13 protein-coding genes and 3 pseudogenes are annotated in these 13,918 nt (G+C 58.6%); 5 read left to right on the top strand and 11 right to left on the bottom strand.

The window, feature by feature from the left end; translation table 11 throughout:
• Window positions 1-150: 150 nt before the first annotated feature.
• Entirely contained in the window at window positions 151-498 is a 348-nt protein-coding gene (locus tag ASD63_RS18645; protein ID WP_060529699.1) for a hypothetical protein, read from the bottom strand.
• A gap of 244 nt (window positions 499-742) precedes the next feature.
• On the opposite strand from ASD63_RS18645, the gene traI reads away from it, so the two are divergent.
• Genes traI through ASD63_RS18630 form a run of 3 tightly spaced genes read left to right on the top strand, consistent with a single transcriptional unit; the run spans window position 743 to window position 3,635 of the window.
• Window positions 743-1,468 carry an acyl-homoserine-lactone synthase TraI gene (gene traI / locus ASD63_RS18640; protein ID WP_082572933.1) on the top strand — a complete coding sequence of 242 codons (726 nt, stop codon included), beginning with the start codon at window positions 743-745 and terminating at the stop codon, window positions 1,466-1,468.
• 24 nt (window positions 1,469-1,492) lie between these two features.
• Complete coding sequence (locus tag ASD63_RS18635; RefSeq protein WP_200953517.1) at window positions 1,493-2,254, top strand: response regulator transcription factor; 762 nt, start codon at window positions 1,493-1,495, stop codon at window positions 2,252-2,254.
• Window positions 2,255-2,288: 34 nt separating this feature from the next.
• Entirely contained in the window at window positions 2,289-3,635 is a 1,347-nt protein-coding gene (locus ASD63_RS18630; RefSeq protein WP_060529698.1) for an amidohydrolase family protein, read from the top strand.
• Between the two features lie 71 nt (window positions 3,636-3,706).
• Here ASD63_RS18630 and ASD63_RS18625 read toward each other — a convergent pair whose 3' ends face one another.
• Window positions 3,707-5,056, bottom strand: a complete 1,350-nt coding sequence (locus ASD63_RS18625; protein WP_060529697.1) for an MmgE/PrpD family protein — start codon at window positions 5,054-5,056, stop codon at window positions 3,707-3,709.
• Between the two features lie 33 nt (window positions 5,057-5,089).
• Window positions 5,090-6,166, bottom strand: a complete 1,077-nt coding sequence (locus ASD63_RS18620) for an ornithine cyclodeaminase (protein ID WP_162253353.1) — start codon at window positions 6,164-6,166, stop codon at window positions 5,090-5,092.
• 167 nt (window positions 6,167-6,333) lie between these two features.
• On the opposite strand from ASD63_RS18620, the pseudogene ASD63_RS18615 reads away from it, so the two are divergent.
• Both ASD63_RS18615 and ASD63_RS36240 read left to right on the top strand, forming a co-directional pair.
• A pseudogene (locus tag ASD63_RS18615) lies at window positions 6,334-6,608 on the top strand (type II toxin-antitoxin system ParD family antitoxin).
• 31 nt (window positions 6,609-6,639) lie between these two features.
• Window positions 6,640-6,888, top strand: a pseudogene (locus ASD63_RS36240) (type II toxin-antitoxin system RelE/ParE family toxin).
• 47 nt (window positions 6,889-6,935) lie between these two features.
• Here ASD63_RS36240 and ASD63_RS36235 read toward each other — a convergent pair.
• The 8 genes and pseudogenes from ASD63_RS36235 to ASD63_RS18575 all read right to left on the bottom strand — a co-directional run.
• Window positions 6,936-7,109: pseudogene (locus ASD63_RS36235) on the bottom strand (integrase); the annotation flags it as partial.
• 98 nt (window positions 7,110-7,207) lie between these two features.
• Window positions 7,208-8,578 (bottom strand): MmgE/PrpD family protein, encoded by a 1,371-nt coding sequence (locus ASD63_RS18605; RefSeq protein ID WP_060529695.1) that lies wholly within the window; start codon window positions 8,576-8,578, stop codon window positions 7,208-7,210.
• Between the two features lie 58 nt (window positions 8,579-8,636).
• Window positions 8,637-9,566, bottom strand: a complete 930-nt coding sequence (locus ASD63_RS18600) for a carbon-nitrogen hydrolase family protein (protein ID WP_082572930.1) — start codon at window positions 9,564-9,566, stop codon at window positions 8,637-8,639.
• A complete protein-coding gene (locus tag ASD63_RS18595) occupies window positions 9,566-10,213 on the bottom strand; it encodes an RraA family protein (protein WP_060529694.1) in 648 nt (215 codons plus the stop codon). Before ASD63_RS18595 ends, ASD63_RS18600 begins: the two co-directional genes overlap by 1 nt.
• A gap of 33 nt (window positions 10,214-10,246) precedes the next feature.
• Window positions 10,247-11,107, bottom strand: a complete 861-nt coding sequence (locus ASD63_RS18590) for a TauD/TfdA family dioxygenase (RefSeq protein ID WP_060529693.1) — start codon at window positions 11,105-11,107, stop codon at window positions 10,247-10,249.
• Between the two features lie 122 nt (window positions 11,108-11,229).
• Window positions 11,230-12,318, bottom strand: a complete 1,089-nt coding sequence (locus ASD63_RS18585; RefSeq protein WP_060529692.1) for an ABC transporter ATP-binding protein — start codon at window positions 12,316-12,318, stop codon at window positions 11,230-11,232.
• Window positions 12,315-13,118 (bottom strand): ABC transporter permease, encoded by an 804-nt coding sequence (locus ASD63_RS18580; protein WP_060529691.1) that lies wholly within the window; start codon window positions 13,116-13,118, stop codon window positions 12,315-12,317. The genes ASD63_RS18585 and ASD63_RS18580 overlap by 4 nt, the downstream gene beginning before the upstream one ends.
• Before the next feature lie 15 nt (window positions 13,119-13,133).
• On the bottom strand, window positions 13,134-13,898 hold the full coding sequence (locus ASD63_RS18575; protein WP_060529703.1) for an ABC transporter permease: 765 nt from the start codon (window positions 13,896-13,898) through the stop codon (window positions 13,134-13,136).
• Between the last annotated feature and the right edge of the window lie 20 nt (window positions 13,899-13,918).

Here is a 13,918-nt window from a genome sequence, read left to right as displayed (position 1 = left end):
AAAACCCCAACAGGATAAGCCGAAAGGCCGGAAGCGTGGCTGTCCCTCAATCATCACCTGCATCTCAGTGATCCGTTCTCTCAGCGGACGCGGTCTCTTTCATGCCACCTCCTTTGGCATCAATCCGGTGCAAGTACACGCTCCGGTTTATCAATCAGGTGATAGAATTCTACGAAAAAAAACCTTTGACAGACACGGGAACCGGTCGGCCGGGTGCCACCCAACGTCTTTACCTGTAAATTCCGGTAGCGCGGCCAAGGCTACCTGCAAAAGCGTCCAGATACCGTAAAAGGCGAGGGTGTCCTGCGCGTCTATCCGAAAATGCAAGCCCTCGTCCGTCGGCCTCAGCGTCACGCGTGCGTCACCAAAGTCCAGCGACCGATCGACCCCCGTGGCGCCGATCGGGCTCCAGTATTCGCGGTAACGGGCGAAGACCTCGCTTACGCCCTGTTCCGCATTCTGGACTGCTACGAACGCTTCTGCGGTATGCTTGTACATCGGCACTCCTTGCTGCAAATCCTCGCGTGCATTGAATTATCAATTTCGGCTCTCGGCTGCTTCGCCACCTTGGTCCTGCACGCTCGTGGCACGGTTTTCGATACAGATCGCTGATGTATGACAACTCATGCGTGTCATATTCATGCACGCCTTGGTCGAGCGCTCGACTACTAATTCTATTAGTCGCCTAAGGGCGGAAACTCGTGTCCAGTGGTCTGAAGCAGGTTTTCTTCGGAGAATGGAGATGGAGATACTAGCTGTGCCGGCTGCAGCGCGCGGAGAATTTGCTGACTTGATCGACTCGATGCATCGGCTGCGTGCGCGAGTCTTTGGCGACAGACTGGACTGGGATGTAGACATAAGGGACGATCGTGAGGCCGATGCTTACGATCAACTCAATCCCACCTATATCTTGGCCGTTTCTACCACAGGTGCAGTGGCGGGCTGCGCGAGGCTTCTCCCCGCTACCGGGCCGACGATGCTCGCCAATACGTTTCCGCAGCTCCTCTCATCGCGACGGCTCGACGCCCATGCAGGCATGGTCGAAAGCTCGCGCTTTTGCGTTGACACGGTGCTCGACGAGGGCAGGACAGGGGGAGTTCTCCATGGGATGACGCTTGAGATGTTCGCCGGCATCATCGAGTGGTCGATGGCGAACGGCTATTATGAAATCGTCACGGCAACGGACCTGCGGTTCGAGCGCATTTTGAAACGCGCCGGCTGGCCGATGCAACGTCTTGGTCAGCCGTGTCCCATCGGCAGCACGATGGCCGTAGCAGGCGTGCTTCCTGCCGACGCCGCGAGCCTTAATCGGATTCGCGCTGCTGCCTGTCGCCAGGAACACATGTGCACCACAACTTCGCTGCTTGAGGTGGCACGGCGTGGAACGGCGCCTTCTGCCGATTTAGCGCAAGCGGCCACACCCACAGAGGACGATGCAGGTCCTCACGAGGGATCAGATCACAACTGACGCTGCGCAATAGAGGAGAGGTCTTTGAATTCCGCGCGACCGCAGATCCTGATCGGTTCGACCGATGCGGATTACTATCTGCTACTCGTCCACATCCTGGAATCCGAGGGATATCAGGTCATTCTTGGTTCCGGGGTCCAGGAGATCGTCCATTTTGCAGGCGAGTACGATGTCGCAGCCATTCTTCTTGATTGTCGATCGGGAGAAAATTGGGCTCCCGCAGCCTGTGTAAAGCTGAAGCAGGAGCCGCGGACATTCGGGATTACGACGGTCGGGTTGATTGGCCCCGGTGCGGAAAGTCGGTTTATCGATCTGCTGAAAGCCGGGATTGACGAGAATTTCGTAAGACCGATCACTCCCTCTAAGTTGCTCAGCTTCCTGCGCGACCGTATCCTCCTTCCGCAAGTGTCGGATCCGATGGCGAACGACGGTCATATCCTCGTCTATGCAGGGATTGAACTGAATACCAACAGGCACAGCGTCAGGCGTCTCGGCATCAACGTCCACTTGGGACCGATCGAATTCCGGCTGCTGCAGTTTCTGATGGAGAACCACGAGCAGGCGTGCAGTCGCGCACAACTCATTGAAGCTGGTTGGCCGGAGCGCCGTTTCGTCGACGTCAAGACGGTGAATGTTCATATCGGTCGACTGCGCAAGGCGCTGAGCGTGACCTGCGGCCCTGATCTCATCCGCACGGTTCGATCGTCCGGCTACATGCTCGATGGTTCCAGTCAGGAACGATGGCAGTACAACCCGGCTCGGCCGGGCGAAGGGACTGGCGACTAGGACAGCCCCCTGGTTGACGAAAGGAACAGCTGTCATGGATCTGGTAATCCGAAATGGAGGTCTCATCACTGGCGACGGCAAGACGTTTCACAAGCGGGCTGCCGTATATGTCCGGAAGGGACGGATCATAGGTGTCGACGCCGCCACAGGCGCTGAAATCGCGGCGCGAGAAACCATCGATGCGGCCGGCGGCATCGTTATGCCAGGTCTCATCAATGCACATGCGCACGGCTGTATTCGGGGGCCTTCCATGCCGAGCGGCTCGAAGCCATTTGCAGGCGATGATGTTGCCTATTTCCGGAACCGTCATCTTCTTCAGGGAACAACCACCCTTTTGAACGTCTGCGGTCTGGCCATGGCCGACGAAATAGATGTCGACAACGTAGAACGTCATGCCATGGATATCCGCGTTTCCACGGCTCACACTCCGAAAAACATCGCGGCGGCGCTTGTGGTCGACGGCAAGGGACTTTCAGCACGACACCTGAGCGCGACGACAGATGACCTGTTGGCCTGCGGCGCGGTCGCCCTTGGCGAGGCAGGTGGTGGGCAGACACTGGGTGGCGGCGCGCAAGAATACAGGTTCATCCCGCAAGCCTTTCTGCAAGAGTTCGGGGTCGAAGTGACACCCGCAGCCGCGAGGCGCTTGAAGAACGCGGTTCTTGGCCGCTATCTCGATCCGGCGGAAGGCCTGTCGAATTTAAAACTGACTAACGAGTTGGAGTGTTGCGGTCTTTCCGGGCTCGCCGATGCGGATCGCGTTCGCGATATCATTACGCGATCGGTGATGCCTTCGGTTGCCCTCTCGTTGGCCGGATTCGATGAAATCGCACGCGAAGCCGAGCGGTTAGGATATCCCGCGATCTTCCACAATGCGGCACCATCTGCGAAGCGTCTGATTGCCGCGGTCGAGAAGCACCCGAAAGCACGTCTCGTCGCCGGTCATAGCAATCACCCGAGCTTTCTCCCGGAGGAGGCAGTCTCGAACGCCCAGAACCTGAGAGGGAAAGGGGCCATCATCGATGTTTCGACACTGGATTGTATAGGGACGCGCTGGCGCAACGATCCATCCAACCTTGACGCACTGATCGATGCGGGCTGTGTCGATACGATTTCGACCGATTTTGCCGGCGGGCATTGGGATGGAATTCTTGAAGCGATCCAGCGAATGGTCAGAAAGAAGCAATTGTCTGCGGCCGAAGCGGTGGCCCTTGCGACCGGGAATGTCGCGCGTGTCTTCACTCAAATGGCCGGTAACCGCGGACTGATTGAAAAAGGCAAGCGCGCAGACCTGATCGTTGTCGACCACGTTAATCTGAGCCGGGTCAGGCATGTCGTGATCGCAGGCCGTATAGTCGTCAGGAATGGCCGGCTTATCTGACCGCGGCTGCAGTTGCGAGATGTCGGCGCCGGATACGATCCGATTGACACAAAGTGCAGTAGTGGTCGAGGTCAGTCGATCAATCGCATCCTTAGGCGCTGGAGGAGGGGGACCGCATCTCCATTTTTAAGCGTCTCAAAAGCCTCCAGGACAGTATTTTGCGCCCTGGGAGAAAGCTTGCCCCGCGTCGCTGCCGAGAACTTATTGATGAGATCCTCCCAGTCTAAGGGACGCGCCTTGTCCCCGCGTGGCGAGGTCACCTTGGATGTGATCGATTTGCCATCGGTCATTCGCAGGCATATCTGCGCAAGGGTCTCACCCGGAAAACGGGCGTCGATCTCAGGATTAACCGAGAGACGAACCTTGCGGGCGAATTCGATGAGGTCCGGCCTGCCCAGCTGCGCACCACCGACCGGCGCCAGCGCCGCAGCTCCATCGACAACAGCAATCGCTATGCAATAAGGCAGACTGTATTGGATCTCCGTCAATGTATTGGGAGACACGGTGTTTGAAAGTCGGAGAGCCCATTGAAAGGTCTGTACTTCGATTGATGCGATTTGTTCGGTCCTGATGTCAGCACCTGACGAAAGCGCCGCGAAGGCATCAAGAGCGGGATGGATGTAGCGGCAGCAGGAATAGGGTTTGAAATAGACCCTCGAGATCTCAGTTGGATCACCCAAGTCCGCTATGATGCTCGGCCGGTCGAAGTGCGACGCATGATCGAGCAGATCCTGCGGCCCGGTAAATCCCCGCTCCGCAAGACGCAAGGCGGTCAGGCCCGTCAGGACACTCCAGGGAATACCCTCCTTGACGTCGTTCCCGGTGAGATTGGCATAGCCGGAGCTGCCGTTTGCCTCCTGGTTTGGCGCGAGGACCCCGGCTACAGCGAGTGCGTGTGCGAGTGCCGGGGGATCGGTTCTGTAGAGGCGGCCGGCCGTGGCCGCGGCAGCATAGCCGGTCCAACGTCCCGATTGTCGGCTTTTGATAGCTTGCGGGTTCTGCGCCACCGCGATGCGAATTCCGGTCTCGTATCCGAGAGCGATTGCGGTCAGGAGATCATCGGCGGATGAACCATTCGTAGATGCCACGGAGAGTGCTACGGGTATCACAGCCGCACCGGGATGACCGCGCGCGGCGCGATGGCCGTCATCGAAATCGAGTGCGGAGGCTGAGGCAGCGTTACAGACTGCCGCAGCAGTGACCCCGAGACATTCACCCGTAAACCAGACTGAAGCCTGGCCGCTTCCAAAGTCTTGCCGGGCGACCGCGCGCATTGCGCGGGCACTCGGAACATCGCAGCCGACGACGTAAGCGGTGACTGCATCCACAATACAGCAGGTGGCACTTAGCCTCAGATCGGGCGGCAGAGCGTCGGAAGGATAATTCGCCAGATAATCTGCAAGGATCTCGGTGACATACATCAGCCCTCTCCGTAAAGCTTAGGCTGCCTGGCGTCAGTTCGTGCTAGATGAGTGGACGGATGAAGCCGCGCCCCCATCTGGCGAGAACCAGGTTTCGTAAACATGAGCGGCGACGTACAGATCCAGCATGGGTAACCCGACGCACGTGATGAGGATCGGTAATTCCGATCCGCCGCCCGCGTCACAGAAATCCTTTAAGTTCATGACACCGAGCGCTGGGCCAAGCTGCTCCAATGTCGATCCCTTGCGTGAGAAGTAGAGCGCCAGGCTTTGCGAGTTTCGCCGCGACACCATCGAAACGTCATCACAGAGCGTCAGTCCCGACCGAAGAACTTTTTGGATATGGCCGGATGGAGCCTCGTCTCCCCCAAGATGCAGAACAACGGCGTTTGGGCAAACCTCTTCGCTCTCAAACACCGGTGCGCTGGCATTGGTAGCGGTGATGACAAACCGGCAATCACGCAGCCTTTTATTATCCGCGACAGCCTCAAGCCGAATTCGAGGTGACTGTCTGTGTCTTTTAACGAGTTGGCGCGCGGAAGCGCCTGAGCGGCTGCGCACGAATATCTTCGAGACGATGCCGGCTCCGAAATGATCGAGCACTCTAATGATCTGCTCGGCAATGGGGCCTGCTCCAAAGAGGAAAACAGAGAGTTCTTCTGTTTTGGGGAAGAAAAGTTCAAGCGCCATTGAGGCATAGGTTGCCGTTCTTGCGGCAGAGATATCGGTTCCGTCCATCACGCAAAGCGGGCGCAGCGTGAAGCTGTCTAGCAGCAGGATCGTCGACGTCGAACGCGGCTGACCCAGTCGACGGTTTATCGCATTGGCACCGACCACCTTCACGGCCGCATATCTGGCCCCGACGCTGGAAAGCGCAGAGAGCTTCCAGCCCAATCGCTCGCCTTGCAACGTATCCCGGTAAGCTTCAAACTGGGGTTGGTTCCATAAGGCGGCTTCGGGAAAGGACAAAACAGATTTCAGGCCATGGGCTTGGCCCAAGCGGATGTCGGACCAAGCTGCCCTGGCGGCATCGTGGAGCGCGGATGCCTCGAGACGGACGCCGAGGCGCTTCATTTCCGCAAGTGAAATGTATCTGGGTGTGCTCTCCATCACCGTTCTCCGTGGAATTGTCGACGTCATGCGACCGGGAGCAATTTCACATCTGGAACGGAGGGATTAAAGGAAAGGTTCGGATACATTTTTGTCGTCTTTAAATGACCGACTTCCGCCGCTGAGGCGCTACTGAGTAGCAACTTAGGCTCAAAGGAGATAAGCCGATGAGTGTGAAATCGTCGATCTCGTTGACCGAGCAGCAGGATTCGTTTGCCCGTTCGCTGGTGGAGAGCGGTCGATATTCCGGCATGAGTTCCGTTCTTCAACATGGCCTGGAACTGCTACGCCAAAAGACCGAATCTGAGGCCGTCGAAACCGCAGCGCTCCGCGAATTGGTCCAGCAGCGATTGAACGGGCCAATGATTTCTGCGGCGGAAATAGAAGCCGCGTCGCGGCAATGATCGAGCGGAAGCGACGGGTTGTTCGTGTGAACTCTTGAATATTCTGAGGATGCCGAACGCGATTTCGAGTTGATCTTCGATCCTGTTCGACGCCCATGTCGAACTTGGGGATGCGCCTGACAGGCGGTGGAGCGCACTGCTAAACGGATCCGCAAAGTGCATGTCGAGGTCGATCGTCTCGTCGATACGCCCTACGGGGTGCGCCCCGATATTCATCCCGGGATCCGGTTTCTACGGCGGGACAAGGCGGCTATTTGGTTTCTAGCGGTGGAACATAGCCGCGCAATCGTTGTCGCCGCAATTTTCTACGGCGCGTAGGACCACATCAGAAATATGCTCGCACGTATGCTGGCGGGTTAAGATTCTTACAGCCCCGAGGCCCTCCTCAGATTGACCCTAAATCGGTCGCGTCGGCGGTGGTAGCTGCGGTTCTGCACGTGGGGCTCGTCGACGTCGGCCGTGGAGGGCAAGCCGGCGCGCAGCGAATGACTAGAGAATTTGGCTGCCCGCACGTCTTCGCTGAGGTCGCTATGCAGGCCAGGGGGAAGGACCGTGGGGACGCCCGTCCCCAAGGTGTTGATCTGCGGTTGCAGACTTAGCTTGCGAACAAAATGTGTCATGTCGGTATATGCCGATATCAGCTGACCAATACGCGAAGGAGCGTCCGGAGCGATCCCGCCTTATCCAGCGCGTACACGTTATCAATGGCTTCGCAAGCACCGCTGTCTCCCACGACCGGACTCGCAAGTCGCAAGAACTTACCCTCGAGAGCTGATTTCGGCATGGGGTTACTTGCCTCTCCCTCCGCAACGTCCACGTGCCTTTCGAAGCTTTGCCCGTCGCGCAACTGTAACCAAGCGCTTGCGGCGTGAGCGCCTCGAGGCGAGGCGTGGCTGGTATGTGGCCTGAGCTCGATACTGTCTTGAAACCGCCCGGCGATCTCGTCATGAAGCCAATCCTCCACGAACCAGTCGGGGCCGGGCTCGACGCCGAATACCGCCATGGCTATGGCGTGCGGTGCGCTGAACTGTGCTGCCCACATGTCCCGTGGACGCACTTTGCTAAATGGCGGTTCGCACACGATCGGAGGCGCGGTCACGATCAGCTTGGCATGCAATCCGTCGGCAGGATCAATGCCGGCCATACGGATGACGTCGCGGCTGGCCTGGACACTGCTTAGGATAAGTCGGCAGCAACTGAATGGCTTGAAGCCAACCCGAAGAATTTCGTAGGCGGCCCCCAAACCTTTGGTCAGTTTATCGAAACGGCACTCGTCGGCGCCCGCCATCCGCCAGAAACCTGTCTCACCCTCGAAGACATCCAAAGGCCCCTCGTAGCCGGCAGCGGCAAGGCGTGCGGCCAAGACTCCCATTTGCGCGGCCATGCCGAAGTTGTTCTTCGCCATCGAAGGCGCGTCTCCGTAGACGGTCTTCATGACGGACGCTACTGGCGCATTCGCAGCAGCGATCGCGATGGCATGCGCCGCTCGTCCGGCGTCGAGACGCATGAGTCTCGCGGCCGCTGCTGCTGCACCGAATATCTGCCAAGTCCCATGGCCGTGAATCGCCTTTCTGGGCTGAACGTGAGCCAGTGAGATGCCAACGCGGCAACTCACCTCATAGCCGATGATCATGGCCTCGAGGAATTCTGTGCCTGAAGACTTCGTGTGCTCAGCGACCGATAAGGCTGCCGCAATCACGGTGGCTCCGGGATGGCCCTTCTCGTAGATGTCGTCGAAGTCGAGCGCATTGATCAAAGTTGCCTTGACGAAGGCGGCAGCCGCCGGTTCGGCACAGCCACTGACAAGTCCGCCGGAGGAGGGTGCGACCTGGCTGTCCACCCGTAGGTTTCTCAGCATTCCAGCCGTGGGCAGCTGGCGCCCACCGAACAAGCAGCCAAGGGAGTCCAGAAGGCAAAGCTTGCTCTTGTCGAAAACGTCGCTCGGAACACGAGCGAGTGCTTCCTCGGCGATATAGCTGCCGAGCGTTTGCGTGATGAAAGCGGTCATATCGGTGTCCGATTACCCGACGATGGCGATTGGCGGTCCATTTTCAGGTGCGCGTTGTCTACGTGCTACTATAAGAAATTAGTGCCCCGAAGGTCTGCGCAGACGAGCTGCAAGAGGAATTGCAACGATCACTGCGCCTGCAACCTCGGTCGACGCGTGCTTGATCGACAAACGAAACCTTGTGCGACGCGGCGGGAATGAGCTTGCGGACTACCGCCACACGCTCGAGATCGAGGTGTGCGGAAACCACACCGACCTGATCGACGGCGCGGGCTACAACCTGTCCCCAGGGGTCGCAGACGAGAGAGTTGCCGTAGGTGAAACGGCGATCTCCGTCCGCTGCAGTGTAGCCTCCCCACTGACCACAGGCGACGAAATAGACCTGGTGCTCGATCGCGCGTGCACGGCAGAGCACTTCCCAGTGGTCCTTTCCCGTCTGTAACGTGAAGGCCGCGGGCAGAATGACCACATCGACGCCGGCGTCTGCAAGCGCATCAAAGAGCCGGGGGAAGCGAAGGTCGTAGCAGATCGCACAGCCGATCCTGAAACCGCCGGATTCGTAAACGAACAGGCCTTCTCCAGGCGCAACGGTGGCGGATTCTCGATACATCTTGCCATCTGGCGCCTCGATGTCGAACAGGTGAACTTTGCGGTAGCGGCCGACCTCGTTACCTTCTGGGTCAAAGACGACCGTTGTGTTGTAGATCTTCGAACTTCCATCGAGCCTTTCGAGCAAGCTGCCGCCGTGGATCCAGACCTTTTGCCGGGCGGCGAACGTCTGCAACATGCGATAGGCGTCGCCGCCCGGCATATGATCAGCCGCCGCCAGTTTCTCCGCCATCGTGCCGCCGGACCAGTCGAAATGTTCCGGGAGAACGATGAGATCTGGTGTATCGCGTGCGATTGCCTGCAGCATCAGGCTCTCGGCCGCGCGTAAATTGCTGTCGCGGTCGGGTTGGGAGTTCATCTGGACGAGGGAAATCTTCATTATATGATCCGATCCAGTTCGAAGATGGAATGGCCGGCCTCAAGGTAGGGCCGGAGCTTAAGGGAACGCTGTTGGCGCTCGAGGGCGACGTCCGCGATGCAGCGCATATCGGACGGATCGGCAACGAAGACACCCTCCGTATCTGCTAAGACCGCATAGCCGGGCAGCACGGCCGCCCCGCCGCATGCGATCGGGACGTTGATCGCGCCACCAATCTGGTGCCGGCGGCTGGTCGTCTTGGACGAGACTCCGCGACACCACACCGGGAAGCGGCTGGCGCCGATCTCCTCGATGTCGGTGCAAGGACCATCGACGATAATGGCGACAGCGCCACGCGCTCGGGCAGCAGCAACGACACCGCCGCCGACGCAGGCAACGTCGTCCCGGTCGACCCGGGAGATGACGAGAACATCCCCCGGGCGGAGCAGATCGATTGCCGTATAGATGACGGCACCATCCCGGCCGGGCGCGGCGACCGTGACTGCCGTTCCAATTGCCTTGGCCGGAAAGACCGGCGCAATTCCTGCCCCAACAAATCCAAGATATTCGAAGTGGCCGATGGTTGCGGTTTCGACTCCCTCAAGCAGGGTTCGCAGTGCGTCCGGTATTGCTTCCGGCTGTTTTTCAATCTTGTAAGGCTGGGACATCGATGATCTCCGATCTGCCCTGTTGTTCACAAATCAGATCGGGCGCTCGCCGGATGTCGTCGTCCGATGCATAATCCGAATCGTGTTCGGGTCGAATGAATCGCGACGGTGCATCGTGCAACGGTTGTCCCACATCACGATGTCGCCGACGCTCCATTTTTGGACGAAGACTTCCGGCGTGTTGGTGGTGTGCTCCCAAAGCCTTGAGATCAGGTCGTTGCTTTCATCGAGCGGCAAGCCGACGATCCACGCCCCTTCCGATGTCCCGCCAAGATAAAGCGCTTTGCGGCCCGTCTCGCCGTGGCTTCTGACCAGCGGATGAACGACGCCGCTCCACTCGCGAAAATCCGCGCTCGTCGGTTCGCCTTTCCCGAGGCGCAATTTCCCCGTTTTGTCGTAGACGTTCTGGAAGAAGATCTGCCGCCCCTCAACAGCACTGCGTAGCTCCTCGGGGAGCGTTTCAAAAGCCTGGTAGGTCGACAGGAAATACGTGTCTCCCCCGGCAGCGGGAACCTCGATCGCCCTGAGGATGGCGCCGGCGGGCGGGCGTTCGTAGAACCAGGTGTCCGTGTGCCACGTCGCCTCGCTGTTGCCGAGCGCGCCGCTCGGCTTGCCGTCCTTCATCACATTGCTGATCACCAGGATTTCGCGATGGATCGGGTGTCCGCCTTCCTGTAATTGCTTGGGATGGATGACGAAATCCCCGAAGTGACGGGAGAAGTCGACCTGTTGCTGGTCCGTGATGTCGGTCGCCCGAAAGCGGATGACGCCATATTGCAGCCAGTAGGATCGAACCGCCGCAATGTCTGCGTCGTCGTAGCTGGAAAAATCGAAACCGACGATGTCTGCGCAGACGTTGCTGTCATTCTGGATTGCCGAAACGCTTGTTTTCATGTGTGTCTTCGCCTCTGTGTAGGAAGATCCCGGGCTCGGGATCACATAGAGCTTAGCGGAGTGATAAGTCGGCATTCCAATATCAATTCGTTTGCATTAATATTGGAATACAATGAATGTCACTATTGCTCCAGCAGTTGGACAGCGGAATGGGCGATGGCGAGGTCTACGCGGCAGCCGGCCGAGAGCTTCTCGAGACGGGTCGAGCGGATCATGGACTTCAAGGTGATCCCGCCATCGACGAGCATCCAGGCCTCGAGATAGGCGCCCAGATTGACGACCTTTTGGACGGTTCCCGTCAGGCGGTTTGCCGGTTCGTCGAGGGCCCCTGCCGCATCCGCGAGCCTGACGGCCTCCGGTCTGATACAGCAGAAGCGCACATTGTCAGGATCAACGTCCTCTCCCCGCGTGGCTGTGAGCACTATCTTTCCTGCGCCCAGGGATACCGTCAGCTTCCGATCGCTCCCGTTCTCTGCGGATGCCGGGAGGATATTCGACTTGCCGATGAAGTCCGCCACGAATGAGGTCCTCGGGTGGGCGTAGATGTCCGAAGGCGCTCCTTCCTGCGCGACCACTCCGCCCTGCATGACGATGATCCGGTCGGACATGGCCATCGCCTCTTCCTGGTCATGTGTGACATAAATGAAGGTCATGCCGAGGTCTTCCTGGATCTCTTTCAGCTCGACGCGCATCGCTTCCCGGAGCTTAAGGTCAAGGTTTGAGAGCGGCTCGTCGAGAAGCAGCACCGACGGTGAGGGCGCAATCGCCCGAGCCACCGCGACCCGCTGCTGTTGGCCCCCCGAAAGTTCCTTCGGATACCGATCCTCAAAGCCCTCGAGATGGACACTTTTCAAGGCTCGTGAGACACCGTCGGCGATTTGCTCGTGGGGCCGGCCCTGCATCTTTAGGCCAAAGCCGACATTCTGAGCGACCGTCATATGCGGGAAGAGTGCGTAGTTCTGGAAGACCAGTCCGATTTTCCGCGCTTCCGGCGGGACGCCTTGCTGATCACGGCCGCGAATTCGGATCTGCCCGCTCGAGGGCGCTTCAAATCCGGCGATCATATTAAGGGTCGTCGTCTTGCCACATCCGGACGGACCAAGAATGCTGACGAATTTTCCCTTAGGAATGGCAAGGCTGATGTCGTCGACGATGCGGTTTGCACCGAACTGCTTGCTGACGGAAAGGAGTTCAATATCGATGGTGGTCATTTGCTACCCCCGTGGAATTGGGCGGAGAAGCCGCCGATCTTTTCGAAAAGGATGATTACGCCAAGGATGAAGAGGAGCGATGCGACATTCACGGCCGCAAGCACCGGATCCAGGCTGTATTCGAGATGATTGATGACGGTAATCGGAAGTGTCGTCTGACCGGGCCTGACCAGGAAGACGGAGAGCGGGATGTTGTTGAAGGAAATGATGAAGGCGAAGGTCATCCCCGAGAAGAGGCCGGAGCGGATCAGCGGCAACAGCACGTATCGGATCCTCTGCGTGACGCTAGCGCCCAATACGCGTGCCGCGCGGTCCAGCCGCTTGTCGAAACCAAACATCGCGGTGGCCGCCATGCGCACGACGTAGGGCAACGTCAGAATGATGTGAGCCATGACAAGGCCGGGTGTCCCTAGCAGGTCGTAAAGTCCAACCGAGGACAGGAACAGGACGACGGCCACGCCCTTGACGATTTGCGGGACCGACATGGGTGACAAGAGGAACGCCATGATGGCGGTATGCCCCGGACATTTTGCGTAGGCGACGCTGTAAGCTCCAAGGACGCCGAGCAGTGCGCTAGCGAGCGATACGATGACGGCAAGTTCGACGCTGAGTAGAAACGGATCGAGCCAGCGGCTAGTCCATAGTGCCGCGTACCATTGAAAGGTCCATTCGCTTGGGATGAACGTCACAGCCGAAGTTGGACTGAAAGAGGCCGCAACGACGACCACCAGCGGAAGAGTGATAAAGGCAAGGATGGCGACAAGCGCCATCCTGAACAGATATGTGAGCAGTCGGTTCATCGGAGCCTCCCGAGATTAAAGGTGAAGTTTTTGGTGGAGGCGCGACTCCAGCCTGGATCCGACGAAGCCGGCGGCCAGCATCAGGATGAGAAGAACGTTCGCCATGACCGCCGCGAAGGGCCAATCGAGATAGAACAGCACCTGCTCGTAGACCATTGTGGCCATGACTTTGAAACCAGCGCCGCCAAGGAGGGCCGGGGTCGCATAAGCGCTTGCGGCCATGGTGAAGCCAATCAAGAAAGAGCTTACGATTCCTGGCACGGAGAGCGGCAGGATGATGTGCCGGATTACAGCAAGACGTGACGCGCCAAGAATTTGCGCAGATTTTTCCAGACTTGGGTTGATACCCTGGAGGCTCGTCAGAAGGGACAGCACGCCAAATGGCAGGATGACGTGAGTAAGCCCAACCACGACGCCGAAAAGGTTTTTCGACAAAGGCAAGGGTTCCGTAATCAATCCGGTCCACATCAGCGCGGAATTGATAAACCCGCGATCTTCAAGAATTATGAGCCAGCCATAGGTGCGAAGCACGACCCCCGCCAATTCGGGCGCAATGGCAAGCGCGAAGATGACCGTTCGCCAGCGCGACGTGGCGCGTGCCAGATAGTAGGCGAGAGGATAGGCTAGGACGGTCACGCAGAGCGCAACAAGGCCGGACATCACGACGGTGCGGGCCAGGCCAGCAAGGACAAGGTCGTTGCTGAAGAAGCGGCTGTAGCTCGCAAGTGTCGGGCTGCCCTCCGCTTGACTTTGAAAGCTGATCCCGATCATCATCCCCATCGGTATCGCGAAGAAGAGCA

The sequence above is a fragment of the Ensifer sp. Root558 genome (assembly GCF_001427045.1).
In the GTDB taxonomy this organism is placed as follows: Bacteria; Pseudomonadota; Alphaproteobacteria; order Rhizobiales; family Rhizobiaceae; genus Ensifer; species Ensifer adhaerens.
Note: the sequence above shows the minus strand (reverse complement) of the source record. Positions and strands in the feature narration are given on the sequence as shown.

Bases quoted from the DNA above. Each gene is read 5' to 3' on its own strand.
- ASD63_RS18620 (WP_162253353.1), bottom strand. From the start codon at position 6,166: ATGGAGAGCACACCCAGATACATTTCACTTGCGGAAATGAAGCGCCTC.
- ASD63_RS18575 (WP_060529703.1), bottom strand. From the start codon at position 13,898: ATGGGGATGATGATCGGGATCAGCTTTCAAAGTCAAGCGGAGGGCAGC.
- ASD63_RS18580 (WP_060529691.1), bottom strand. From the start codon at position 13,118: ATGAACCGACTGCTCACATATCTGTTCAGGATGGCGCTTGTCGCCATC.
- ASD63_RS18585 (WP_060529692.1), bottom strand. From the start codon at position 12,318: ATGACCACCATCGATATTGAACTCCTTTCCGTCAGCAAGCAGTTCGGT.
- ASD63_RS18605 (WP_060529695.1), bottom strand. From the start codon at position 8,578: ATGACCGCTTTCATCACGCAAACGCTCGGCAGCTATATCGCCGAGGAA.
- ASD63_RS18590 (WP_060529693.1), bottom strand. From the start codon at position 11,107: ATGAAAACAAGCGTTTCGGCAATCCAGAATGACAGCAACGTCTGCGCA.
- ASD63_RS18600 (WP_082572930.1), bottom strand. From the start codon at position 9,566: ATGAAGATTTCCCTCGTCCAGATGAACTCCCAACCCGACCGCGACAGC.
- traI (WP_082572933.1), top strand. From the start codon at position 743: ATGGAGATACTAGCTGTGCCGGCTGCAGCGCGCGGAGAATTTGCTGAC.
- ASD63_RS18595 (WP_060529694.1), bottom strand. From the start codon at position 10,213: ATGTCCCAGCCTTACAAGATTGAAAAACAGCCGGAAGCAATACCGGAC.
- ASD63_RS18625 (WP_060529697.1), bottom strand. From the start codon at position 5,056: ATGTATGTCACCGAGATCCTTGCAGATTATCTGGCGAATTATCCTTCC.
- ASD63_RS18630 (WP_060529698.1), top strand. From the start codon at position 2,289: ATGGATCTGGTAATCCGAAATGGAGGTCTCATCACTGGCGACGGCAAG.
- ASD63_RS18645 (WP_060529699.1), bottom strand. From the start codon at position 498: ATGTACAAGCATACCGCAGAAGCGTTCGTAGCAGTCCAGAATGCGGAA.